Origin of the sequence: Rhizobium sp. 11_C7_N12_5, assembly GCF_051811145.1 — a bacterium.
Classification (GTDB): domain Bacteria; phylum Pseudomonadota; class Alphaproteobacteria; order Rhizobiales; family Rhizobiaceae; genus Rhizobium; species Rhizobium lusitanum.
In genome coordinates this window covers 2,718,347-2,742,510 of record NZ_JBPWPY010000001.1, presented here as the reverse complement: position 1 = coordinate 2,742,510, position 24,164 = coordinate 2,718,347, and the positions used below count along the sequence as shown (strand labels likewise).

23 protein-coding genes are annotated in these 24,164 nt (G+C 61.1%); 14 read left to right on the top strand and 9 right to left on the bottom strand.

Annotated elements, in window-relative coordinates:
• Positions 1 to 161 precede the first annotated feature (161 nt).
• Positions 162 to 1,472, top strand: a complete 1,311-nt coding sequence (gene xylA / locus AB8B29_RS13500; protein ID WP_047555288.1) for a xylose isomerase — start codon at positions 162 to 164, stop codon at positions 1,470 to 1,472.
• Between the two features lie 40 nt (positions 1,473 to 1,512).
• On the opposite strand, the gene AB8B29_RS13495 is transcribed toward xylA, so the two are convergent.
• Together AB8B29_RS13495 and AB8B29_RS13490 are read right to left on the bottom strand one after the other, a co-directional pair.
• Positions 1,513 to 1,869, bottom strand: coding sequence for a VOC family protein (locus AB8B29_RS13495; RefSeq protein ID WP_113118558.1), 357 nt, complete (start codon positions 1,867 to 1,869; stop codon positions 1,513 to 1,515).
• A 12-nt stretch (positions 1,870 to 1,881) separates the two neighbouring features.
• Positions 1,882 to 2,907, bottom strand: coding sequence for a LacI family DNA-binding transcriptional regulator (locus tag AB8B29_RS13490; protein ID WP_113118557.1), 1,026 nt, complete (start codon positions 2,905 to 2,907; stop codon positions 1,882 to 1,884).
• Positions 2,908 to 3,074: 167 nt separating this feature from the next.
• Here AB8B29_RS13490 and AB8B29_RS13485 point away from each other — a divergent pair, with 167 nt between their 5' ends.
• The 5 genes from AB8B29_RS13485 to AB8B29_RS13465 all read left to right on the top strand — a co-directional run bounded on the left by AB8B29_RS13485 (position 3,075) and on the right by AB8B29_RS13465 (position 9,412).
• Positions 3,075 to 4,598 carry a sugar ABC transporter ATP-binding protein gene (locus AB8B29_RS13485; RefSeq protein WP_092573478.1) on the top strand — a complete coding sequence of 508 codons (1,524 nt, stop codon included), beginning with the start codon at positions 3,075 to 3,077 and terminating at the stop codon, positions 4,596 to 4,598.
• A gap of 61 nt (positions 4,599 to 4,659) precedes the next feature.
• Entirely contained in the window at positions 4,660 to 5,673 is a 1,014-nt protein-coding gene (locus AB8B29_RS13480) for an ABC transporter permease (protein ID WP_037196579.1), read from the top strand.
• Positions 5,674 to 5,738: 65 nt separating this feature from the next.
• Positions 5,739 to 6,686, top strand: coding sequence for a substrate-binding domain-containing protein (locus AB8B29_RS13475; RefSeq protein ID WP_037196308.1), 948 nt, complete (start codon positions 5,739 to 5,741; stop codon positions 6,684 to 6,686).
• A gap of 258 nt (positions 6,687 to 6,944) precedes the next feature.
• The gene (locus AB8B29_RS13470) at positions 6,945 to 7,997 is read left to right on the top strand and encodes a sugar phosphate isomerase/epimerase family protein (RefSeq protein WP_047555292.1); all 1,053 of its coding nucleotides are present in this window, start codon (positions 6,945 to 6,947) and stop codon (positions 7,995 to 7,997) included.
• Between the two features lie 227 nt (positions 7,998 to 8,224).
• The gene (locus AB8B29_RS13465; RefSeq protein ID WP_047555293.1) at positions 8,225 to 9,412 is read left to right on the top strand and encodes a Gfo/Idh/MocA family protein; all 1,188 of its coding nucleotides are present in this window, start codon (positions 8,225 to 8,227) and stop codon (positions 9,410 to 9,412) included.
• 60 nt (positions 9,413 to 9,472) lie between these two features.
• Here AB8B29_RS13465 and AB8B29_RS13460 read toward each other — a convergent pair whose 3' ends face one another.
• A complete protein-coding gene (locus AB8B29_RS13460) occupies positions 9,473 to 9,877 on the bottom strand; it encodes a DoxX family protein (protein WP_037196311.1) in 405 nt (134 codons plus the stop codon).
• A 259-nt stretch (positions 9,878 to 10,136) separates the two neighbouring features.
• Between AB8B29_RS13460 and AB8B29_RS13455 the strand changes: the two genes are divergently transcribed.
• The 3 genes from AB8B29_RS13455 (at position 10,137) to AB8B29_RS13445 (ending at position 14,543) form a co-directional block, all read left to right on the top strand.
• Positions 10,137 to 11,510 (top strand): GH1 family beta-glucosidase, encoded by a 1,374-nt coding sequence (locus tag AB8B29_RS13455; protein WP_047555294.1) that lies wholly within the window; start codon positions 10,137 to 10,139, stop codon positions 11,508 to 11,510.
• Between the two features lie 160 nt (positions 11,511 to 11,670).
• A complete protein-coding gene (locus AB8B29_RS13450; RefSeq protein WP_047638997.1) occupies positions 11,671 to 12,219 on the top strand; it encodes an NADPH-dependent FMN reductase in 549 nt (182 codons plus the stop codon).
• A gap of 110 nt (positions 12,220 to 12,329) precedes the next feature.
• The gene (locus tag AB8B29_RS13445; protein ID WP_047638994.1) at positions 12,330 to 14,543 is read left to right on the top strand and encodes an EAL domain-containing protein; all 2,214 of its coding nucleotides are present in this window, start codon (positions 12,330 to 12,332) and stop codon (positions 14,541 to 14,543) included.
• A 5-nt stretch (positions 14,544 to 14,548) separates the two neighbouring features.
• Here AB8B29_RS13445 and trhO read toward each other — a convergent pair whose 3' ends face one another.
• The 3 genes from trhO to AB8B29_RS13430 all read right to left on the bottom strand — a co-directional run bounded on the left by trhO (position 14,549) and on the right by AB8B29_RS13430 (position 16,956).
• The gene (trhO, locus tag AB8B29_RS13440) at positions 14,549 to 15,493 is read right to left on the bottom strand and encodes an oxygen-dependent tRNA uridine(34) hydroxylase TrhO (protein WP_047638992.1); all 945 of its coding nucleotides are present in this window, start codon (positions 15,491 to 15,493) and stop codon (positions 14,549 to 14,551) included.
• A gap of 88 nt (positions 15,494 to 15,581) precedes the next feature.
• Complete coding sequence (locus AB8B29_RS13435; protein ID WP_037196319.1) at positions 15,582 to 16,493, bottom strand: CHAD domain-containing protein; 912 nt, start codon at positions 16,491 to 16,493, stop codon at positions 15,582 to 15,584.
• Positions 16,471 to 16,956 (bottom strand): CYTH domain-containing protein, encoded by a 486-nt coding sequence (locus AB8B29_RS13430; protein WP_037196580.1) that lies wholly within the window; start codon positions 16,954 to 16,956, stop codon positions 16,471 to 16,473. The genes AB8B29_RS13435 and AB8B29_RS13430 overlap by 23 nt, the downstream gene beginning before the upstream one ends.
• A 159-nt stretch (positions 16,957 to 17,115) precedes the next feature.
• On the opposite strand from AB8B29_RS13430, the gene AB8B29_RS13425 reads away from it, so the two are divergent.
• The 3 genes from AB8B29_RS13425 (at position 17,116) to AB8B29_RS13415 (ending at position 18,997) form a co-directional block, all read left to right on the top strand.
• On the top strand, positions 17,116 to 17,754 hold the full coding sequence (locus tag AB8B29_RS13425) for a 2-dehydro-3-deoxy-phosphogluconate aldolase (protein WP_037196320.1): 639 nt from the start codon (positions 17,116 to 17,118) through the stop codon (positions 17,752 to 17,754).
• Positions 17,755 to 17,884: 130 nt separating this feature from the next.
• Positions 17,885 to 18,598 (top strand): tellurite resistance TerB family protein, encoded by a 714-nt coding sequence (locus tag AB8B29_RS13420; RefSeq protein WP_047555298.1) that lies wholly within the window; start codon positions 17,885 to 17,887, stop codon positions 18,596 to 18,598.
• A gap of 183 nt (positions 18,599 to 18,781) precedes the next feature.
• On the top strand, positions 18,782 to 18,997 hold the full coding sequence (locus AB8B29_RS13415) for a hypothetical protein (protein WP_034505356.1): 216 nt from the start codon (positions 18,782 to 18,784) through the stop codon (positions 18,995 to 18,997).
• A gap of 12 nt (positions 18,998 to 19,009) precedes the next feature.
• Here AB8B29_RS13415 and AB8B29_RS13410 read toward each other — a convergent pair whose 3' ends face one another.
• The 3 genes from AB8B29_RS13410 to AB8B29_RS13400 all read right to left on the bottom strand — a co-directional run bounded on the left by AB8B29_RS13410 (position 19,010) and on the right by AB8B29_RS13400 (position 21,762).
• Positions 19,010 to 20,125, bottom strand: coding sequence for a nickel/cobalt transporter (locus AB8B29_RS13410; RefSeq protein WP_047555299.1), 1,116 nt, complete (start codon positions 20,123 to 20,125; stop codon positions 19,010 to 19,012).
• The gene (locus AB8B29_RS13405) at positions 20,119 to 20,778 is read right to left on the bottom strand and encodes a DUF1007 family protein (RefSeq protein ID WP_037196581.1); all 660 of its coding nucleotides are present in this window, start codon (positions 20,776 to 20,778) and stop codon (positions 20,119 to 20,121) included. Before AB8B29_RS13405 ends, AB8B29_RS13410 begins: the two co-directional genes overlap by 7 nt.
• 90 nt (positions 20,779 to 20,868) lie before the next feature.
• A complete protein-coding gene (locus tag AB8B29_RS13400) occupies positions 20,869 to 21,762 on the bottom strand; it encodes a LysR family transcriptional regulator (protein WP_037196324.1) in 894 nt (297 codons plus the stop codon).
• Between the two features lie 528 nt (positions 21,763 to 22,290).
• Here AB8B29_RS13400 and odc2 point away from each other — a divergent pair.
• Both odc2 and AB8B29_RS13390 read left to right on the top strand, forming a co-directional pair.
• Positions 22,291 to 23,424, top strand: coding sequence for an ornithine/lysine decarboxylase (gene odc2, locus AB8B29_RS13395; protein ID WP_037196325.1), 1,134 nt, complete (start codon positions 22,291 to 22,293; stop codon positions 23,422 to 23,424).
• Between the two features lie 96 nt (positions 23,425 to 23,520).
• Positions 23,521 to 24,111, top strand: coding sequence for a GNAT family N-acetyltransferase (locus tag AB8B29_RS13390; protein ID WP_037196326.1), 591 nt, complete (start codon positions 23,521 to 23,523; stop codon positions 24,109 to 24,111).
• Positions 24,112 to 24,164 lie beyond the last annotated feature (53 nt).

Below are 24,164 nucleotides of genomic sequence, written 5' to 3'. Positions count from 1 at the left end.
GAGAAGGGGAAAGCGGCAGCTACTGCTCGTCCCTAACGATTTGCTCGGAGAGGATACAGAGGTCATCCCCTCTCCCCGCAGGCGGGAGAGGGTTAGGGTGAAGGGCTAAGCGACACGACACGAACAACAACATTTGAACAACCAACCCAAGGAGACAGATCATGAGCACCGGATTTTTCGGCGACATCAGCAAGGTAAAATATGAAGGCCCCGACAGCACCAATCCGCTGGCCTTCCGCCACTACAACAAGGACGAGGTTGTTGCCGGCAAGCGCATGGAAGACCATCTGCGCTTTGCCGTCGCCTATTGGCACACCTTCACCTGGCCGGGCGGCGATCCCTTCGGCGGCCAGACCTTCCTTCGCCCCTGGTTCAACGACACGATGGAAGCCGCCAAGCTGAAAGCTGACGTCGCCTTCGAATTCTTTACCCTGCTTGGCTCGCCCTATTACTGCTTCCACGATGCAGACGTGCGTCCGGAAGGCAAGAATTTCGCCGAGAACACCAAGAACCTCAATGAGATCGTCGATTACTTCGCCCAGAAGCAGGCCGATACCGGCGTCAAGCTGCTGTGGGGTACGGCGAACCTCTTCTCCAACCGCCGCTTCATGTCGGGCGCAGCGACCAATCCGGATCCGGATGTCTTCGCTTTCTCGGCTGCGACCGTGAAGACCTGCATGGACGCGACTCACAAGCTCGGCGGCGAGAACTATGTGCTCTGGGGCGGCCGCGAAGGCTATGAAACCCTGCTCAATACCGATCTGTCGCGCGAGCTGGACCAGATGGGCCGCTTCCTCAACCTCGTGGTCGAATACAAGCACAAGATCGGGTTCAAGGGCACGATCCTGATCGAGCCGAAGCCGCAGGAGCCGACCAAGCATCAGTACGATTATGACGTCGCGACCGTCTACGGCTTCCTGAAGAAGAACGGCCTCGAAAACGAAGTGAAGGTCAATATCGAGCAGGGCCATGCGATCCTCGCTGGCCATTCCTTCGAGCACGAACTGGCACTTGCCAACGCGCTCGGCATCTTCGGCTCGATCGACATGAACCGCAACGACTACCAGTCCGGCTGGGATACCGACCAGTTCCCGAACAATGTTCCGGAAATGACGCTCGCCTACTATCAGGTCCTGGCAGGCGGCGGCTTCAAGTCGGGCGGCACCAACTTCGACTCGAAGCTGCGCCGTCAGTCGCTCGATCCGGAAGACCTGCTGATCGGCCATATCGGCGGCATGGATTGCTGCGCCCGTGGTCTCAAGGCCGCCGCCAAGATGATCGAGGACAAGGCGCTCTCCAAGCCGCTCGCCGACCGATACGCCGGCTGGGATTCGGCCGAAGGCCAGAAGCTGCTTCGCGGCGAATATTCGCTCGATCAGATCGCCCAGTGGGTCGAGGCCAAGGATATCAATCCGCAGCCGAAATCCGGCAAGCAGGAACTGCTTGAGAATATCGTCAACCGCTACGTTTGATCGACGACATCCGAGAGGCGATCACTCATCGCCTCTCGGGCTACCGCCTGAATGCGCGGCTGGAAATAGCTATGGGATTTCCAGAGGGGTCCTTGGCATTGGCGAACACATAGCCGTCGGCCTGATGCAGAGGTCCGAATTCAAGTCCCTCGGTAGCGCATTTGGCGCGGAAGGTTTCGACATCTTCCACGTCGAAGCCCAGTTTCACCAGCACCTGGCCCATCTTTTGAGCCTTTCCTGCGAGATGGATCATCAGATTGGCGCCACCATCCTGCGCCAGCAGCTCGACAATCCGATCGCCCTCCTGCCGGAGCGGCTTGAACCCAAAATGCTTCTCGTAAAAGCCGATCGTCGCTTCCACATCGCGGACATAAAGGGTGATCCTGCCGAGCGGCATCGCCTCGCATCCCTATCGCCTGATACGCGACGGCACCGAGACCGAGTTGCGTACCACCAGATCCGGCCGGAGCAGAATTTCCGTCTCGGCCGGCTGGCCGTCGGACAGGAGTTCGAGGAGAAGCGCCATGGCATGCTTGCCGATGGCGGTGCGCGGCTGGCGGATCGTCGTCAGCGACGGCGTCATGAACACGGCTTGCGGCACGTCGTCGAAGCCGGTCACCGAAAAATCCCCGGGAATGTCGTAACCGCGCGCCTTGAGGCCAATCATAACGCCGATCGCAGTCTGATCGTTAACGCACATGAAGGCTGTCGGCAGCGTGTCGCGCATGAAAAGCTGCTCGACGGCCAGCCGTCCGCTCTCGATGGTGCCGTCGCCTTCGAAAACGATGCGGAGATCGGCGCTGATTTCGGCGGCATCCATCCCGGCCTCGTAGCCCATGCGCCGCCGGCTGTAGGCGAGGCGGGTACGGGAATCGCCGATGAAGGCGATCTTCCGGTGGCCTTCGGCGATCAAGAGGTCGACGGCCTTGCGCGCGCCGGCAATATCGTCGACGCCCACATAGGGGATGCCGCCATTGAAGACCGGCTCGAAGACGCCGACGCTCGGCGGCAGCCGTGCCGTCATCGTCTGATGTCCGAAGGGCAGGATGCCGGTGAACAGGATCAGACCCGCCGCCTGGTTGGAATTCAGGAATTTCAGATATTCCAGTCCGCGCTGGGCGTCGTTCTGCGTGTGGCCGATCAGAATGCCGTAGCCGTGCGAACGCGCCTCGTTCTCCAGCCCGATGAGAATATTAGAGAAATTGGGGTCGCCGATGTCAGGTGCGACCACCAGAATCATGTTCGAGCGGCCGAGCCGAAGGCTGCGCGCCATGGCATTGGTCGTATAACCGGTGACTGCGATCGCCTGGTTGACCTTCAGCCGCGTCGAGTTGGCGACTTTCTCCGGCATATGGATTGCCCGCGAGACCGTTGCGATCGAAACATTGGCAATTCGGGCGACGTCTTCGATGGTTGCGGGCGTGGAATTCGACACTGCGCTCTGCCTTGGGTCTCGTCTCGCACCGGACACTACACAGACTTCCGTGGAGGTCAAAGGCGACCGCGAAAAATTGTGCAATATCCAAAGATGTAAACCTTTACACGTTATATGTAAAGGTTTACATAGCATGGAAAGCGGGTGGAGCCGCAAGGGAGGAAGCCATGAGTTCGGAGGCCGTCGACGGTGCTGTTGTGCTGTCCGCGAGGCGAATCTGCAAATCCTTCAGCGGCGTGCAGGTGCTGTTCAGCGTCAACTTCGATCTCCGTGCCGGCGAAATCCATGCGCTCATGGGCGAAAACGGTGCCGGCAAGTCGACGCTGGTCAAGGTTCTCTCAGGTTTCGAGCAGCCGAGCTCCGGCGAAATCCTGCTCGACGGCCAGCCGGTGAAGCTGCCGCCGAATGGCGCCGCCGAAGCGCTCGGCATCGTCATCATCCACCAGGAATTCAATCTCGCCGAACATCTGACCGTGACCGAGAGCCTGTTTCTCGGCCGCGAGGTCACGCGTTTCGGCGTGCTCGACCGCAAGCATATGCGCGCCGAGACGCGGCGCGTGCTTGATCTCCTCGGTTCGCATGTCGACGAGAATGCCCTGATCGGCACGCTTTCGATCGCCGACAAGCAGATGGTGGAGATCGCCAAGGCGATCAGCCGCGATGCGAGGATCGTCTTCATGGACGAGCCGACCGCCGTGCTGTCGCGGGAGGAAACCAATTTCCTGTTCAAGCAGGTCCGCAAGCTCCGCGACCAGGGGACGAGTTTCGTCTTCGTGTCCCATAAGCTCGACGAGGTCATGGAATTGACGGACCGGGTCACGATCTTGCGCGACGGCCAGTGGGTAAAGACATCGCCGACTTCACTGCTCGACGGTGAATCGATTGCGCAATTGATGGTCGGGCGCGAACTCTCCAGCCTCTATCCTGCCAAGAACGAGCCCGATGTCGATGAGAAGGTCGTGCTCGCCGTGAATTCCGTTTCGACGGGCTATGTCCGCGATGCGAGCTTCGAGCTGCGCAAGGGCGAGATACTCGGCTTTTCCGGTATGATCGGATCCGGGCGTACCGAATTGATGGAGGCGATCGTCGGTCTGCGCTCGCGTGCCGCCGGTGAAGTCATCGCCAATGGGCAACCCGTGCCGCCGCATGATGTGCATGCCGCGATCGACGCCGGTCTTGCCTATATGACCAAGGACCGCAAATCCAAGGGCCTGCTTCTGAACTCAGGCATGACGGCGAACCTTACCCTGCAATCTCTCGATCGGCACGGCAAGTTCGGCTATCTCAGCGCCACGAGCGAGGCGAACGCCTTGGCGCGGGCGCGCCGTCGCTTCGATATCCGTGTCCGCGATGGAAATATCGTCGCCGGCCGCATGTCAGGCGGCAATCAACAGAAGCTGCTGCTGGCAAAGGTCATGGAGACCGAGCCGCAGATCATCATCATCGACGAGCCGACCCGCGGCATCGACGTCGGCACGAAGCAGCAGATCTATCATTTCATTTCGGCGCTGGCGCGCGACGGCCATTCGATCATCGTGGTTTCGTCGGAGATGCCTGAGGTCATCGGGCTGTGCACCAGGGTTGCCGTGATGCGAGAGGGCCGGATCGTCGGCGTGCTCGAGGGCGAAGAGATCTCCGAGCAGGAAATCATGCGGTATGCGGCGGGCCTGAAGAAAAAGACGGCCGCCTGAACGGGCGGCGAAGGCATGGGTGAATTCCCAGCAATAATGGGACGGGAGGTTGGTTTTGGATATGAGCGTGGGCGAGGATAGCGGCGAGAAGACAGGCAGACGGGGCCGATCCTGGCGGGATGTCGATCTGCGGGCAGTCGCACCGTTTGCGGCGCTGGTGCTGCTTCTGATCGTGGGCGCATTGGTCAATCCGAATTTCATCGGCATGACCAATCTTACCAATGTCGCGACGAGATGCGCCTTTATTGCGATCATCGCGGTGGGGGCAACCTTCGTCATTTCGGCCGGCGATCTCGATTTGTCCGTTGGTGCGATGGTCGCCTTCGTCGCGAGCCTGATGATCCTCTTTATGAACTCGGGCGTCATCGCCGATCCCAGCCTGATGTTGGCGGCCGCGGTATTGTTCTCGATCATCGCCGGTGTCCTGTGCGGCCTGGCCAATGGCCTGATCACGACCATGGGCAAGATCGAACCTTTCATCGCGACCCTGGGCACAATGGGCGTCTACCGCGGCTTGACGACCTGGCTGTCGCAGGGCGGCGCGATCACCTTGCGCCCGGCGAATCTGCAGGCGCTCTACAAGCCCGCCTATTACGGCTCCGTTCTCGGTGTGCCGGTGCCGATCGTGGTCATCCTTGTCGTCACCTGCGTCGCGGCCTTCATTCTTTATCGCACCCGTTACGGGCGGCATGTCATCGCCGTCGGCTCCAGCCGCGACGTTGCGCGTTATTCCGGCGTGGCGGTCAATCGCGTCCGCACCGTCGCCTTCGTTATCCAGGGTCTGTGTGTGGCGATTGCCGTGCTTCTCTACGTGCCACGGCTTGGCTCCACCTCGGCAACGACGGGTATCCTCTGGGAGTTGCAGGCGATCACCGCCGTCGTCGTGGGCGGCACGGCGCTGAAGGGCGGTGCGGGCAGGGTGTGGGGTACGATCTGCGGCGCCTTCATCCTCGAGCTGGTCGGCAATATCATGCTGCTTTCCAATTTCATCAGCGAGTATCTGCTGAGTGCCATCCAGGGCGCGATCATCATCATCGCCATGCTGGTTCAGCGCTCGCTTGCTCGCAAATCATGAATAACCGGGTCAAGGGGCGCCCGGTCATCAGGACAAGGCCCTGTTTCTATCTGGGAGGATAAATCATGCGTAAAAGACTAATTGGTCTGGCCGTCGTGCTCGCCGCTCTGGCCGGCACGGTGCATGCCGAGGACAAGAAGGTGACGATCGGCGTTTCCATTCCGGCGGCGGATCATGGCTGGACCTCGGGCGTCGTCTTTCATGCCGAGCGTGTCGCCAAGCTGCTGATGGCGGAGCATCCGGGGCTCACCGTCATCGTCAAGACCTCGCCGGATGCGGCAAGCCAGGCAAATGCCGTGCAGGACCTTGAGACCCAGGGCATCGATGCGCTCGTGATCCTGCCTTCGGACCCTGATCCTCTCGTCAACGCCATCAAGGAAGTGAAGGACAAGGGCAAGTTCGTGACGCTTGTCGACCGTGCGCCGAGCAACAACGACAATTCCGTCCGCGACCTCTATGTCGCCGGCAACAATCCGGCGCTCGGCCAGACCGCCGGCGAATATATCAAGAAGAATACGCCGGACGCTCAGGTCGTCGTCATCCGCGGTCTGCCGATCCCGATCGATCAGCAGCGCCAGGACGGTTTCGACAAGGGTATTGCCGGCTCGAACGTCAAGGTTCTCGACCGCCAATACGGCAACTGGAATCGAGACGACGCCTTCAAGGTCATGCAGGATTATCTGACGAAGTTCCCGAAGATCGACGTGGTCTGGTGCCAGGATGACGACATGGCCGTCGGCGTGCTGCAGGCGATCGATCAGGCCAAGCGCACCGACATCAAGTATGTCATCGCCGGCGCCGGCTCGAAGGACATGGTCAAGAAGGTCATGGACGGCGACAAGCTGATCCCGGTCGACGTGCTTTACCCACCGGCAATGGTCGGGACGGCCATGGAGCTGACCGCCGCCAACTTCTACAATCAGGTTCCGGTTCGCGGCAATTACATCCTGGATGCGACCCTGGTCACCAAGGACAATGCCAAGGATTTCTACTTCGCCGATTCACCCTTCTGATCGGTTGATTTGAACGGATGCGCCCGCCGGTTCCGGCGGGCGTTTTCTATGCAGCTGCCGCTTCGTTTCGCACTGGGCGGCGATTTTTGCGGCACGTACCTCTTGCCGTCGGCGGCGGGCCGTGATTAGGTCACGAGGCATTCGACTTTCAGCCAAACGACCCTATGTTTTTTGAGGTAACGGTGTCAAAACCACCTCGAATAGAGGTTCGAAAGGCTTCGGAAACGTTTACAGAACGCGATTAGGGAGGAATTACGGATGAAGACGATCAAGGGCCCCGGCCTGTTTCTCGGCCAGTTCGCAGGCGATGCGGCGCCGTTCAACTCATGGGATTCGATCACCAAATGGGCGGCCGATGCCGGCTATATCGGCGTACAGGTTCCGACCTGGGCCGGCCAGCTCATCGACCTGAAGAAGGCGGCCACATCCAAGGACTATTGCGACGAATTCGCCGGCGTTGCCCGTTCGAACGGCGTCGAAGTGACGGAGCTTTCGACCCATCTGCAAGGCCAGCTCGTCGCTGTCCACCCGGCCTATGACGAGGCTTTCGACGGCTTTGCGGCGCCGGAGGTGCGCGGCAATCCCAAGGCGCGGCAGGAATGGGCTGTCGAGCAGGTGAAGATGGCGCTGACGGCCTCGAAGCATCTCGGCATCAAGGCGCACGCCACCTTCTCAGGCGCGCTCGCCTGGCCCTTCATCTATCCCTGGCCGCAGCGCCCGGCCGGTCTCGTCGAAACCGCTTTCGAAGAGCTTGCCCGCCGCTGGACGCCGATCCTCAACCATGCCGACGAAAACGGCGTCGACGTCTGCTACGAAATCCATCCCGGTGAAGACCTGCATGACGGCATCACCTTCGAGATGTTCCTGGAGCGCGTGAAGAACCATCCGCGCGCCAACATGCTCTATGACCCCTCGCACTACGTCCTGCAGTGTCTCGACTATCTCGACAACATCGACATCTACAAGGACCGGATCAAGATGTTCCACGTCAAGGACGCGGAATTCAATCCGACCGGACGTCAGGGTGTTTATGGCGGCTATCAGGGCTGGGTCGAGCGCGCCGGCCGTTTCCGTTCGCTCGGCGATGGCCAGGTCGATTTCGGCGCTGTTTTCTCGAAGATGACCGCCAACAATTTCGACGGCTGGGCCGTGGTCGAATGGGAATGCGCGCTGAAGCATCCCGAGGACGGCGCACGCGAAGGCGCCGAGTTCGTCAAGGCGCATATCATCCGGGTGACCGAGAAGGCCTTCGACGACTTCGCCGGCAGCGGCACGGATCAGGCAGCCAACCGGCGCATGTTGGGGCTCTAATCAAGCCCCTTCGCCCCGCAAAGCGAGGAGAAGGTGGACTCGAACGGTTGAGCGGGGCGAAGCCGAGAGAGGACGGATGAGGGGCCTTCTCGATATCCATCGCGACGGCAGAGTTTGCCGGACCCGCGGTAGCCCCTCAGCCTAACCCTCTCCCCGCAGGCGGGGAGAGGGGACGATTGCGGCAAGCGATCGCGTTCAAACAATTCATTTCATTGAGGAGGAGCCTTATGGCAATCGAAGGATCATCGGAACAGACGCGGGAGCCGCGCATTCGGCTTGGCATGGTGGGCGGAGGTGCTGGCGCCTTCATCGGCGCGGTGCACCGCATCGCCGCACGCATTGACGATCAGTTCGATCTCGTCGCCGGCGCGCTGTCGTCCTCGCCGGAAAAGGCCATTGCTTCCGGGCGCGATCTCGGGCTGGATCCGACCCGCACCTATTCCAGCTATCGTGACATGGCGATCCGCGAAGCCAAGCTGAAGAACGGCATCGAGGCTGTTTCGATCGTGACGCCGAACCATGTCCATTACGATGCCGCCAAGGAATTCCTGAGGCGCGGCATCCACGTCATCTGCGACAAGCCGCTGACATCCAATCTTGCCGATGCCAAGAAGCTGAAGAAGGTGGCCGACGAGAGCGGCGCGCTCTTCATCCTCACACACAACTACACCGGCTATCCGATGATCCGGCAGGCGCGCGAGATGATCGCCAATGGCGAGCTCGGCGATATCCGCATCGTGCAGGCGGAATATCCGCAGGACTGGCTGACGGAGAATATCGAGCAGTCGGGCCAGAAGCAGGCGGCCTGGCGCACCGATCCCTCACAGTCCGGCGCTGGCGGTTCCACCGGCGATATCGGCACGCATGCCTATAATCTAGCCTCCTTCGTTACCGGCCTGGAACTCGACAGCCTTGCTGCCGATCTCGACAGCTTCGTCGAAGGCCGACGTCTAGATGATAATGCCCATCTGCTGCTGCGTTTTAAGGCCAAGGGTTCGGAAAAGCCGGCCAAGGGCATGCTCTGGTGCAGCCAGGTGGCGCCGGGCCATGAGAACGGCCTGAAGCTCCGGGTCTATGGCACCAAGGGCGGCCTCGAATGGACGCAGGCGGATCCGAACTATCTCTGGTACACGCCGTTCGGCGAGCAGAAGCGGCTGATTACCCGCAATGGCGCCGGCTCGGGAGCTGCTGCGGCCCGTGTTTCGCGTATCCCGTCCGGCCATCCGGAAGGCTATCTCGAAGCCTTCGCCACGATCTACACCGAGGCGGCGCGCGCCATCAACGCCCGCAAGAAGGGTGTGGCCGTCGATCCCGCCGTGATCTATCCGACCGTCGATGACGGCGTGAAAGGTGTTGCTTTCGTCGAGGCTTGCGTTGCCTCCTCGAAGCGCAATGGCGCCTGGATCAAGCTGTAGGGTTCGAGCTTCTTGTTCGAGGCGGCGTAGGCCGCCTCGAACTCATGGAGAAATCGCAGTTCAGGCGGCAAGTTCCTGCTTGCGCTTTGTCAGCGCGTCGACACTGAACGGGCCGCTGCCGGCGCCGACGAGAAACAGGAAAATGAAGCAGAAGAGAATGGCGGAGACGCCGCCGTTTTGCGCGGGATAGAAGCTCTGCGGCGCATGGCGCAGGAAATAAGCGAAAGCCATCAGGCCTGACAGCACGAAGGAAGCGATCCGTGTCTGGAAGCCGATCAGAACGAGAAAGCCGAGGACAAGCTCGAGCAGACCGGCAATCCACGGCAAGGACCAGGCGGATGGCACGTTTTGAGCGGCGGGAAAATGCAGGATCTTCTGCGTTCCATAGCTGAACAGCACGAGCGACGAGACGATGCGCAGGAGGCTCAGCAGATAAGGGTGGAGAGAGTGGAGCACAGGGAGCATTTCGGTCCTTCCGTTTGGGAAATGACTGCTACCCTCAATTGATCCAGGTCGAAAACACAAGTCACGACTGTTGACATTGATGTTATCGGACCACCCGAAAGGCTCTGGCGCCAGTCGGAGCAATCTTCCGAAAAACCGGTAGCCGGCTCGCATTTTCAGGGTCTGTAACGTTGCAGCTCTTTGATATCGGCACTGTACTTTGTCACGCGGCTTGGCTAAACCGCAGCCAACGAAGCCTATAACAGACGGGATTTTCATCATGATCGATCCGAAGCTTCTTGCCGATCGCTTCCCCGGCGATTTCACGTTCGGCGTCGCCACCGCCGCTTTCCAGATCGAAGGCGCCACCAAGGCGGATGGCCGCAAGCCCTCGATATGGGACGCCTTCGCCAACATGCCCGGCCGCGTCTTTCAGCGCCAGAATGGCGATGTCGCCTGCGATCACTATAACCGGCTGGAGCAGGATCTCGATCTGATCAAGGAGATGGGCGTCGAAGCCTATCGCTTCTCGATCGCCTGGCCGCGCATCATCCCCGACGGCACCGGCCCGGTGAACGAGGCAGGCCTCGACTTCTACGATCGTCTCGTCGACGGCTGCAAGGCCCGCGGTATCAAGACCTTCGCAACGCTCTATCATTGGGATCTGCCGCTGACGCTTGCCGGCGACGGCGGCTGGACGGCGCGGTCGACCGCGCATGCCTTCCAGCGCTACGCCAAGACCGTCATGGCACGCCTCGGCGACCGTCTGGATTCCGTCGCCACCTTCAACGAGCCGTGGTGCATCGTCTGGCTGAGCCACCTCTACGGCGTCCATGCGCCGGGCGAGCGCAACATGCAGGCGGCACTCTACGCCATGCACTATATGAACCTGGCCCACGGTCTCGGCGTGGAGGCGATCCGTTCCGTGGCGCCGAAGGTGCCTGTTGGTATCGTGCTCAACGCAGCCTCTATCCTGCCGGGTTCTGACCGTCCCGAAGATCTGGCTGCGGTCGAGCGCGCCCATCAGTTCCACAACGGCGCCTTCTTCGATCCGATCTTCAAGGGCGAGTATCCGAAGGATTTCGTCGGGGCGCTCGGCGACCGCATGCCTGTCATCGAGGATGGCGACCTCAAGACCATCAACCAGAAGCTCGATTGGTGGGGCCTGAATTACTACATGCCGATGCGCGTCTTCGACGACGCTTCCAAGAGCGGCGATTTCCCGTGGACGAAGGAAGCGCCGCCGGTCAGCGACGTGAAGACCGATATCGGCTGGGAAATCTACGCGCCGGGCCTGAAGCACGTCGTCGAGGATCTCAACAAGCGCTACGAGCTGCCGGAGTGCTACATCACCGAGAACGGCGCCTGCTACAACATGGGGATCGTCAAAGGCGAGGTCGATGATCAGCCGCGTCTCGATTACTACATCGAGCATCTCGGCATCGTCGCCGATCTCATCAAGGACGGCTATCCGATGCGCGGCTATTTCGCCTGGAGCCTGATGGACAATTTCGAATGGGCTGAGGGTTATCGCATGCGCTTCGGCCTCGTGCATGTCGATTACGAGACGCAGGTGCGCACGGTGAAGAAAAGCGGCAAATGGTACCGAGAGCTCGCCGCCCAATTCCCGAAGGGCAACCACAAGGCGGATTGATGCGGTTCTGCCTCCCCTTGGGGGGAGGTCGCACGGAACGCGCGGGTGGGGGTGACCTCCGGTGTCCGCAATGGTCGCCCCACCCCTGACCACTGGTCCGACCCTCCCCCTCAAGGGGGTAGCTATCGTCCGAATCGGTGAAGCCTGTTAGGTCTAGCGCATGAGCTCTCGCCCGCTTTTCCTTTATGCACTCTGCGGCAGCCAGCGGCAGGCTTCGGCCAGCCGCCGGCTGCTGGAAGCCCTGCGGCTCGCATGCCCCGAGGGCATCACCATCGAAATCTGCGATCTGATCGCCGGCCTGCCGATCTTCAATCCGGATGACGAGGGCGAGAGGACGCCGCCTGTCGTCGCAAAATTCGCCGGGAAGATCGGCGAAGCCGATGGCTTGATCGTCTCCTGCCCCGAATATGCCCATGGCATTCCCGGCGGATTCAAGAATGCGCTGGACTGGCTGGTGTCGCGCGACGAGGTGCCGTTCAAGCCGATGATGTTCGCGCATGCCTCTCATCGCGGCGACCTTGTGCTGGAACAACTTGCCGACGTGCTGCAGACCATGTCGCTACGCATCGTGTCGGATGCCTTTTTGCGTTTACCGACCGCTGGCAAGGGCGATGAGGCGCAGGCGGCAATTCTGTCGCAGGCGCGCGAAAGCGGCCTGTTGCAGGCCAGTCTCAGCCGTTTCGCGGAGGCGATTTGCACAGAGGCGTGAATTCTATCGCCAGCGGCAGACATATAACTCCGTCCTGTAGGGATCTCGAACTCGCCTTAACCGTTTGTTGAAGACCTGACGGCAGACTTCCATGCCAAGGAGAAAAGGCGTTGGGCGCAATTTTACAGTCATTAGGGCGAGGTACGCACATCGGTCGTCATTCCATCGTGACGGCCGTTTTGATTTCTTTCGCAGTCGTCGTTGCCGTAGTGACCCTGATGGTGCTTACCGCGATCGGTCGCGTCGCCGATTACTCCAATAAGCTGGATGACGAACGTTCCTGGGAAACGACTGTCGGCGCGCTCAAGACCTTTCAAGGACAGCTCGAGGCGACGCTGCACGATCACTCCGCGCGCAATGATGCCGCGAGAAGTATCTACGGGAAGGACGAGCAAGGCTGGATCGCCGGCAATTACGGCGACATATCCTCCAATGGCGCCCTGTTCGATATCGCCGTCATCGTCGATGACAACAACAAGCCGATCGTCGCCTATCACGATGGGGAGTTGGTGACGGAGGGAATCGAGGGCATTCTCGGCACCGCCGTTTGGGCTCTGGTCGACCAGGCCCGGATGACGCGTGTGACCGGAGTGCCCGAAGCGGGCGGCTATATCATGACCAGCAACGGCATTGCCGCTGCCGCTGCCGCGACGATCCGGGAAAGATCCGGCCGTATTCCCGTGCCCGAAGGCCAGCGGCGCTACCTGATCCTCGTGCGTTATCTCGATGCCGCCAGGATCACGATGCTGTCCAATACCTATGTCATCAGCGGTCTCAAGCTGGTGCCGCCGGATACCGTCGTGCGCTATGCCGTTTCCATAGTCGATCCGCTCGGCATGTCGCTGGGACGGCTGATCTGGAATTCGCGCCAACCGGGTGACCTCAGTTATCAGCAGGTCCGTCCGCTGGTGCTCGGCGCGCTCGGTCTGGTCGGGCTGTTCTTCGTCGTGCTGCTCATTCTGGGATCGCTGGCGGGGCGCCGGTTGCGCGCGGAGGAGGTCCAGGCGCGACAGGGCTCTCTTCGGGATCGCTTGAGCGGCCTTCTCAATCGCGAAGGGCTGCGCCTCGATGTGGACCGCCTGGTCGAGCAGGCGCGCGGCGACGGCGGCAATGTTCTGCTTCTCTATCTCGATCTCGACGGCTTCAAGGAAATCAACGATTCCTATGGGCATGGCACCGGCGATCAGCTCATTCGCGCTGTGGCTGCAGGCCTGGGCGTGCTCGTTCCGCCCCATGCGGCACTGGCGCGGCTCGGCGGCGATGAATTCGCCATTGCCTTTCCGACCCGGGAGCTCAACGATGCGCCGGCGCTGCGGCTGGCGGAACAGGTACTGGATTTTCTTTCGGAGCCTTTGGAAATCGGCCGGCGGGTGGTGGTGGTCGGTGCCAGCATCGGTATCGCCAGCTCACCGGAAGGTCGGATCGACCGCGAGGAGCTGGTGCGTCGCGCCGACCTTGCCATGTACAAGGCCAAGGAAGCCGGCCGCGCCCGCATGACCTGCTATGAGACGGCCATGGACGCCCATCGCGAGGAACGCAACGCCCTGGAGCTCGATCTGCGCCGCGCGATCGAAATGGAGGAGCTGACCGTCGCCTATCAGCCGCTGGTGGATGCGTCGAGCTGCGACATGATCGGTGTCGAGGCGCTCGTGCGATGGAACCGGCCCGGTCATGGGCCGGTTCCGCCCGATGACTTCGTTCCCGTTGCCGAAACCAGCGGCTTGATCGAGGCGCTGGGGCTGCTGGTCCTGCGCAAGGCTTGCGAGGCGGCACGGCGCTGGCCGGACCTGCGGATCGCCGTCAACGTCTCGCCGGGGCAATTCCGCAATCCCGCATTCGCCGACTATGTTCGCAACGTTCTGAACAGCGCGGCCATCGAAGCCGATCGCGTTACGCTGGAGATCACCGAGGGCTACATCATTCAAAATCCGGAGCGCACCCGCCGGTCGATCGAGCGGCTGAAGGCGCTTGGCGTCAAGGTGGCCCTCGACGACTTCGGATCTGGTTTTTCCTCCATCGGCTATCTGCGCCAATTCGGTTTCGATCGCATCAAGATCGATCGCTCGATGACGATGAATATACTGGAGGACAGCAGCGCCCGCGAGATGTTGCAGGCGACGGTGGCGCTGGCCCGCTCGCTCGACATTCCCGTCACCGCCGAAGGCATCGAGACGGAAGAGCAGGGATGGGCGCTGCAGGGCTTCGGCTGCGACGAGTTGCAGGGCTATTTCTACGGAAAGCCTATGCCGGAGGCCGAAATCAGCAAGCGCCTTGCCGCGCAGATGGCGACTGCCCTCGATGAAGAGTGTGTCGCCGCCGCCTGAGATCGTCAGCCGCCGATATGCTCCTGCCCGCGCTTGCGGGCGAGCGCGATCTGCCGCTGCCTTTCGCGATAGCGCTCGCGATCTTCCTCGCTACGCTGATGATAGCAATGGCTGCAGGAGACGCCCGCTTCGTAGAAGGGCGATGTCACTTCTTCCGCGGTGATCGGCTGGCGGCAGGCGTGACAGAGCTTGTGATTGCCCTCTTTCAGGCCATGCTCGACGGAGACGCGTTCGTCGAAGACGAAGCACGCGCCTTCCCACAGGCTCTCTTCCGGCGACACTTCCTCCAGATACTTCAGGATGCCGCCCTTGAGATGGAACACCTCGTCGAAGCCCTGCTGTTTCATGAAGGCGGTCGCCTTTTCGCAGCGGATGCCGCCGGTGCAGTACATGGCGATCTTCGGCTTGTTGTGCAGGCCGGTATTCTGGCGCACCCATTCGGGGAATTCGCGGAAGGTCTTCGTCTTCGGGTCGACCGCGCCCTTGAAGACGCCGATGGCCGTCTCGTAATCGTTGCGGGTATCGATGACGATGGTATCGGGATCGGAGATCAGCGCGTTCCAGTCCTTCGGCGCGATATAGGTGCCGACGACCCTGGTGGGGTCGATATCTTCGACGCCCATGGTGACGATCTCCTTCTTGAGCTTCACCTTCATGCGCACGAAAGGCATTTTCGACGCACGGCTTTCCTTGTGCTCCAGGCCGGAAAATTCCGGCTGCGCCCGCAGGAAGCCGAGCACGGTGCCAATGGCGGCATCCGTGCCGGCGATGGTGCCGTTGATCCCCTCGTGCGCGAGCAGCAGCGTGCCCTTGACGCGGTTTGCCTCGCAGAGCGCAAGCAGCGGCTCCTGCAGGCTTTCGAAGCGCGGAAAGGAAACGAAATGGTAGAGCGCCGCAACGAGGAATGCGCCGGTCGCCTCATGCCGTGGGCTGGAAAGGATGTCTGTCATGCGGGGGAAATACAATTTTGTGCGTCAGCAGGCAATCAGGATTTACACGGAAGCCCTGCGTGATCGGCATAATGTCGTAGCAAATGCTTCATTCCGCCATCTCTAGCCAAAGTCGCTTGATCGTTCGCGCCTCGCGCTCCGGCTTGTCGGCAAAGACCCAGCGGCCCCTGTTCAGCGCTTCCTCGCGAGCAGTCTGCTGACGGGAGATGATCGCTTCCAGCAAACGTGCGCGGTCGTCGCTTCCATTGAAAAGATGCGGCTCGCGGTCCGCGACGCCGGATAGTATCGACAGGTCGAGATAGCGGCCGAGTACGTCGACCAATGCCTTGGCCTCGAGTTGCTTGGCATGCATGGCCGCCGGCCAGACATCCCGCAGCAGCATATGGTGCATCCAGCAGTCCTGGCTGCGTTTGCGCAGGTCGTGAAAGCTCTCCGCATGGGCAGCTTCGCCCTGGCATTCGGAGAGTGCCTGCATGGCCTTGTCGCCGTTCCTGCGCCAGCTTTTCTGGAAAAGGCGGGCGGTGTCGCGCCGGCCGCTCTCGAAGGAGGCACCTTTCAGCGCCTGGATCGCTTCGCCACAGGTGGCGATTGCCGCCTGTGCCTTGTCCTCAAGGTCGGTCTCTGCCTCTGACAAGCGGTCACGCCGGGTTGTCAGGACCTCGGTGACGCGAGCGAGTGCGTGAAGCTCGTCCTCGGACGTCGCAGTCGCCTGCAGATAGTGGCTGACCTCGATCAGCGCCGTGGCGTCACGCACGCCTGAGAGCGTACGGGCCATGTCCCGAAGCCTGTCATTCTCCTGCTGCTGAAATTCGCGCGCGCGCGGGGCGATCAACCGATAAAGGCCGCGCACGCGCTTGATGTTCTTGCGGGCGGCATGCACTGCTTCGTGCAGGCCTTGCGGTCGGTCCGTCAGGACGGCCATCGCCTTGCCGAGTTGATGCGCGGCGACCCTTTGCACCTCGTCATCAAGGGGCCGGTCAGGCCGTATGCGATAGCTCATCGTATTCCTGTTCGAACTGCGTCGCGAGGGCCTGGTTGGAATAGCGGTATTCGCCGGTCACCTCGCGGCCGATCCAGTCCGGCAGTTCCGGAGCATCGCTTTCGTCCTCCATCTCGACCTCAGCGATCACAAGGCCGCGATGGGCGCCGCGGAAGACATCCACTTCCCAGACAAATCCCTTGAAAGGCACCTTGTGGCGGGTCTTCTCGATGACAAGGCCGATTGCCGTTCCCAGCAATTCCTCCGCGTCGGGGATAGGGATTTCATACTCGAATTCGTCACGCGTCAACGACCTGCCGATCTTGATCGTCAGGGTCGCCGTTTTGTCGTTCGTCAGCCTTATGCGCACTGAACGATCGTCCATGGAGGCGATATAGCCTTGTCTCAGGATAAGCTTCTCGGAGACGAAATCACGCCAGTGATCGCCGCGCACCAGAAACTTCCGCTCGATCTCTTTTGCCATGCGTTTGACATGCTCCACCGGCACAGATCAGAGTAGACTATAGCAAGTTCTGGCGATTTCCTACCCGTCGTATCTAACGCGAGCTTTTGTCTCGACAAGCACCTTCGGGAAGGCTATTCGAAGGCCGGATTTCAATCGTTTTAAGGGAGCGCACCGACCATGGGCGAGAAAACCAAGAAGCTTCTTTCCGTTCTGAAATTGCAGCCGGTCGTTCCCGTGCTGATCGTCGATGATGCGAAATCGGCCGTTCCGCTTGCCCGGGCGCTGGTTGCCGGCGGCCTGAAGGCAATCGAGATCACGCTGCGGACCGCCGGCGCGCTCGACGCCATCCGCGCCGTCGCCGAAGAGGTGGAGGGCGCCGAAGTCGGTGCCGGCACGATCCTGAACGTCGCCCAGTGGGACGCGGCCGTCGAAGCCGGTTCCAAGTTCATCGTCAGCCCCGGCACGACGCAGGAGCTTCTCGATGCCGCCCGCGCCTCGCATGTGCCGCTGCTGCCGGGCGCTGCCACGGCAAGCGAGGTCATGGCCCTGCGCGAGGAGGGCTACACAGTGCTGAAGTTCTTCCCGGCCGAACAGGCCGGCGGTGCCGCCTATCTCAAGGCTCTGTCCTCGCCGCTATCAGGCACGCTCTTCTGCCCGACCGGCGGCGTCTCGCTGAAGAACGCGCATGATTATCTGTCGCTGCCGAACGTCATCTGCGTCGGCGGCTCGTGGGTCGCGCCGAAAGAGCTGGTTATGGCCGGCGATTGGGCCGGGATCACCAAGCTCGCAGCCGAGGCCGCAGCCCTCAAGGGCTGAACGATTTCTCTCCCATCGATTTCAAAGGCGTGCATGGCTTCATGCGCGCCTTTTTCTTTGTCGCGGATTTGTATTTGCGGTTGCGCTTCCTATCTCCCTTTCACCATCAAAAGGACGGAGGACCATTCAGATGATCGACGCCCGCAAGCTTCTTGACCAATTCCTGGGGTCGCAGGTTCCAGGAATGCAAGGAAGCGTGAAAGACAAGGCAACCCAGGCAATCAATCTCGCCAGGGATAACCCGATGGCGACCAGCGCCATCGCAGGCGTGCTGCTCGGCACGAAAACCGGGCGCCAGGTCGCCGGCAATGCGCTGGCACTCGGCGGCCTCGCCGCTATCGCCGGGCTCGGCTATCAGGCCTACAAGAATTATAGGGACGGCAATCAGCCGCAGCCGGCGCCGCAATCGGTTCCGCAGGCCGAGCCGCAATTCCTGCCGCCGCCGTCGAACTCCGGCTTCAGCACTGCACCTGCAGTCGCGAGCAATGATTTTGCGCTCTCCCTGGTCCGGGCAATGATCGCAGCTGCCCGCGCTGATGGCCATATCGATGACGCGGAGCGTCAGCGCATTCTCGGCAAGGTGCAGGAGGCCGGCGTCGGCTCCGAGGCGGAAGCCTTCTTCCAGCGCGAGCTTGCCAACCCCGTCGATCTCGACGCCATCGTCGCCTCGGCGCAGACCGAGGAGCAGCGAGTGCAGGTCTACACGGCCTCGCGCCTCGCAATCGAGCCGGATTCCAGGGCCGAGCGCGGCTATCTCGATCTGCTTGCCGGGCGGCTCGGCCTGGCCGATGCGCTGGTCGATCATATCGAGGCGACGGTTGCGGGCGCCAAAGTGCAACTCTGACGGACAGCGCGGTAAAGCGTTTCATGGGATCGCTTTACCGCTCTATGCTATTGTTTTTACGCAATTTCGGACGGAAAGCCGCAGCGCACTTTTGCTGGAATTGCTCTGGGGACCGTTGCCTTTCATCGGCGGCTGGCCTAAGCCTTCGCCGAAACATTTCACGGCGCGCTAGGGATCGGCGATTTGACGGACAGAAAAAGCGACACCCGTTCGGCGGCGATCGCCGCCGGTATTATTCTGCTGGTCGCAACAGCCGTGCTCTATCTCATGCCGAACGTCATCGTCTGGCTCGGAACGATTTCGCCATGGCTCGGCACCGGCTTCGGCGTATTGGTCATCCTGGCCTTCTTCTTCGTGTTCTGGCTCAGGGCTCGCTATCAAAGGCGCAAGGGCCTGTAGGTTCGGTTCCCGTCAGGTCTGCAACGAGGCGCCGAGGAGGATGACGCCGGTGCAGATGACCAGCAAGGCACCGAAAATTTCGATGCCATCGCCGACCCATGTCGAAAGCTTCGAACCGCGGCCGGCGAAACGCACGGCGGTACCCTTCGCGAAAACGGCGATGATGGCAAGCAGCGAGACGGTGAGCGCCGTGCCGATCGACATGGCGAGCACCGATAGCAGCCCGCCGAGATAGAGACCGTTCAGCATCGAAAAGGTCATGACCAGCAGCGCGCCGGAGCAAGGCCGCAAACCCACAGCGATGATCGCCGACACTGCTTCACGGGCGCTGAACTGCTCGTTCGACAGCATTTTCGGATCGGGAAGATGCGCATGGCCACAGGTCTCGCAGAAGGCGCCGTCGCCTGTCGCGTGAGCGGGGTCATAGCATTGATAGCCGTCGGCGGCAGGCATGGCAGCTGCGCGGCTGCGGGAAAGGCTTCTGGCGGGGCCCGTGCCGGTTGCGGCGTCTTCGAAAAGCGCCAGGCCGATCGGGCCCGCGGAGGTCGCCAGCTGGACCTTGCGGTACTGTGCCCTGTTGCGGATCATCGTGCGCAGCTTGCGAAACAGAAGCCAGCCGCCGAACAGGATGACCATGACGAAGCTCGCGATCTCCATGGCGTTGGTGGCCATCGTCATGGTGATGCCGGAGCCGCGCAGGACGAAATAAGCGGCTCCGACCACGAGGACTGCGACGACGCCCTGGATGAGCGCGGAGACGAACGAGATGGCGACGCCGCGCTTCAGCTCGATTTCATTGGCGACCATGTAGGAGGAGATGACCGCCTTGCCGTGGCCGGGGCCGGCCGCGTGGAAGATGCCATAGGCGAAGGAGAGACCGATCAGCGTCCAGAGTTGCCAGGGGTCCTGGCGCATCGCTTCGATCGATTTGGTGAGAGCCCGGTAGAAAGCCTGCTGCTCGTAATTCACATAAAGGAAGATGGGCGCCAGCGGGCCGCCCGTCGGCTGGAAGCTCGGTTCGGCCGTGCCGATGCCCAGCGGGGATCCCGTGGCATGCGCGAGCCCCGCTGCCGCGAGAAGGGCAAGCATTGCCACTGGAAGCAACCGCCATGGTTTCGAAATCAGCATTGGACGTCTATCCGCGTTGCGAAGAGCTTCGACATGGTCGTTCCCGTCGGATCGTTGAAGAAGGCATCCGTCAATGTCGTCTTGTTTTCGGCGATGACTTCGTCCGGATTGGGGCGGACGACCTGGTGCGTGCAGCTTTTGAAGGCGTCGCCCTCCGTCACCAGTTCCTTGTCGGTCGGGAAGTCGATCGATGTGTAGAGTGTCGGGTCGTAGATGCCGAAGCTGAGCTTATTGCCCTTCGTCAGCGGCATCGGCTCGGACGGCTTGACGGCGAAGAACATCAGAAGCTGACCATCGCGATAATCGACATTGATGACGTCAGGCTTGGCCACCTTGATCGTTTTGCCGTTGAGCGTCAGGTTCGTGTAATACTCGTACTCGGCGAGGGAATCGCGCACCGTCTTGCCGACTTCCTTCAGCTCGTCGGGATCGAGCTTCAGATTGGTGTTCTTGTCAAAGTCCATCAGCACGGAGGAGGAGAACACCTCATCGAAGCGCCAGACGTTGCGCAATTCCTGCACGTTGCCGTCCGGCCCGGCCAGAACCTCCAGGCGCGCTTCCACGAAAATATGCGGATGCGCCGACACCACGGCGGGCGCGAGCAGCAGACCCCCGGCGAGGGCGACAGTGTGGACAATCGTGGATTTTCTCATGCGTCCGATATGTTTCGCGAGCATTGATTCACTTCGACTTCTGGTCAGAAAATAAGACGGAATTGGGACCGGCCGGCCCGTCTGCGCCGCTCAGCCATTCTTGCGGAACCAGTTATGCAGGTAGTCCACAAACATACGCACCTTGGCCGGGAGATAGCGGCGATGCGGATAGACCGCATAGATGCCGCGATCGGTCGGAAGATAATCGTTGAACAGCGTCAACAATTGGCCGCTTTCGATCGCCTTGCGACCGATGAAATCCGGAACGACGGCAACGCCGAGACTGTTCAGGGCAGCTCGCAAAGTCGCATGCGGACTGTTGACCTCGAGCGTGCCGGTGATGGCGACGTTGAAGGTGGTACTGTCGGCATCGACGAAGCGAATATTGCCTTGCGAACGGTTGTTGCTGTCGATGATGAAAGGCACTCGTGCAAGATCGGTCGGGTGCTCCAAGGCCGGATAGCGATCGAGGAATTCCTGGGTTGCGCAGAGATGCACGCGGAAATCCGAAATCTTGCGGGCGATCATGCCGGAATCCTCGAGCTTTGTGATGCGGACGGCCACATCGAAGCCTTCCTCGATCAGATCCACGAAACGGTCGTCGGCGGCGATTTCCAGTGCGAGGTCGGGATTTTCCTTGGCGAAATCGATCAGTGATTGCCCGACCTCGGCATCGACGAAGGTGCGCGGCACCGAGACGCGCAGCCGTCCCTTGAGCTGCTGGTTGTTCTCGCGAACGAGGTCGGCGAGATTGTCGATCTCCTTCAGGATGTCGGAGGCGGTGCGATAATATGTGTGGCCGGCTTCGGTCATGGAGAATTGGCGGGTGGTGCGGTTGAGCAGCAGCGCCCCGAGCTCGTCTTCGAGCTCACGGACATATTTGGAGAGAAGCGCCTTGGAGCGGCCGGTCTTGCGCGCGGCCGCTGAAAATCCTTCGGCTTCGACCACGTCGATAAAGGCGCGAATCCGGGTCAACGTGTCCATGGTGAAGTCTCCCGTTAATTGTTGCCGGATGTTGAACAAAACCCGCCGGTTTGTTCAATTATTTTTTTAGGACGCGGGTGAAAAATTTTCTTGATTATGACGGCGAATATACCTATTTCCCGATCAGCCCAAAGTCGCACGTGCCCGTGGGTGTCCGCCGATCCTCGATGTGGTGAGAAAATCGGTAAGGTACCTGGAACTAACCCCTCCAGTCGCTATTTCGGCCAACCGAAAAATGCGAGGACATCTAAAGCAACGACGGTGCGGGCCTTTTTGTTCTCTCCCGGCTTTCCATCAGCCGGGGTTACTGAAGAGGCACACCTTCATTGCCGGAAGTGCGGTTGGGATAATCCCTCCAATCCATGGCAGACAAAGCGAATTAGCGCCGCTTGCGGCACTCGTTCATCATTCGCGCTTCGCGCATTTGCACGGTACCGGGGTCTCCACCGGCTGGTTCCTGAGCGAATGAGCGTCGCCCTTTGTCCTCTGGGTTTTCCCCGGAGCTATTGGAATTGAAAGGGAATTGACATGACCACGCAACGTATTCGCGACTTTCTCGCTACCCGACGTCCGGACGGTCCCTGCCTGGTGGTTGATCTCGATGTCGTCCGCGACAATTTTCGTGCCTTTCGTCATGCCATGCCGGACAGCGCCATCTACTATGCCGTCAAGGCCAACCCGGCTCCGGAAGTGCTGCGCCTGCTCGCAAGCCTCGGCTCCAACTTCGATTGCGCGTCCGTCGCCGAAATCGAAATGGCGCTCGACGCCGGTGCGACGGCTGCTCGCATCTCCTTTGGCAACACGATCAAGAAGGAGCGCGATATCGCCCGTGCGCATGCGCTCGGCATCAGCCTCTTCGCCGTCGACAGCCACGAGGAAGTCGAGAAGATTTCGCGTGCCGCTCCCGGCGCCCGTGTGTTCTGCCGCGTCCTGACGGATGGCGAAGGCGCCGAATGGCCGCTGTCGCGCAAGTTCGGCTGCGTCCCGCAGATGGCTGTCGACGTGCTCGTCTATGCCCATCAGCTGGGTCTGGAATCCTACGGCGTGTCTTTCCACGTCGGCTCGCAGATGACCAAGGTCGATGCCTGGGATGCGGCTCTTGCCGATGCCAAGCGCGTCTTCGTCTCGCTGGCCAAGCAGGGCATCCACCTGCAGATGGTCAACATGGGCGGCGGTTTCCCGACCAAGTATTTGCGCGACGTTCCGTCTGCCGAAGCCTATGGCAAGGCGATCTTTGCGTCTCTGCGCGCCCATTTTGGCAACCAGATCCCGCACACGATCATCGAGCCGGGCCGCGGCATGGTCGGCAATGCCGGCGTGATCAAGGCTGAAGTCGTCCTGATTTCGAAGAAGTCGGACAATGATGCCGCTCGCTGGGTCTTCCTCGACATCGGCAAGTTCGGCGGTCTCGCCGAAACCATGGACGAGGCGATCCGCTACCCGATCCGCACCGAGCGCGACGGCGACGAGATGGAAGCCTGCGTCATCGCCGGCCCGACCTGCGATTCCGCTGACGTGCTCTACGAGAAGAACCTCTATCCGCTGCCGGTGACGCTCACCATCGGCGACGAGGTCCTGATCGAAGGCACCGGCGCCTACACCACGACCTATTCGGCTGTGGCGTTCAACGGTTTCGATCCGCTGAAGGCCTACATCATCTAAGGTCTGACTTTGCCGACCCCGTAATCAGCCGGGGCGGCACCCTCACAATTATTTGTCACCACCGCTGATAACGGTATTGGGCAACGGGAGGCCGAGATGGCCGCTGTTCTTGATTCTGTCCGCGCATTCTTTGCGCCCACTACTTTCACACTCGACCTGGAAAACGCAGGCGACGTCGTTGCTCGCGAAAATCTGCTCGATCGCGCCATGGGCGCCGACCGCCGCAAGAAGTCGTCGGAAAAGCTGCGCCGGGGCCGCGTTCCGGCCGAAGGTCTGGCACTGGTCGCGCGCGATCGCACCGGCCACATCATCGGCACGGTTCGCCTATGGAACGTCGAAGCTGGCGTCGATCGCGAGACCCGTCCGGTCGATGCGCTGCTGCTCGGTCCGCTGGCCGTCGATCCTGCGTATGAAGGCAAGGGTATGGGCTCGGCGCTGATGCGCGCCGCCATCCTGGAAGCCAAGAAGCGCGGCCATGGCGCCATCCTGCTCGTCGGCGATGCACCCTATTACGAGCGTTTCGGCTTCTTTGCCGAAAAGACCCGCCATCTGGTGATGCCAGGCCCGTTCCAGCGCGAGCGCTTCCTCGCCCTCGAACTGAAGGACGGCTGGCTCAACGGCGCTGCCGGCATGATCGTCGCCAGTGGTCGCAAGCTGGCCCAGCCGCCTGTCGCAAGAGCCGCCTGAGATGCGAGGCTGCCTCGCAAACCGCAGCGAGACAGCCTCAATTTGCTATGTTG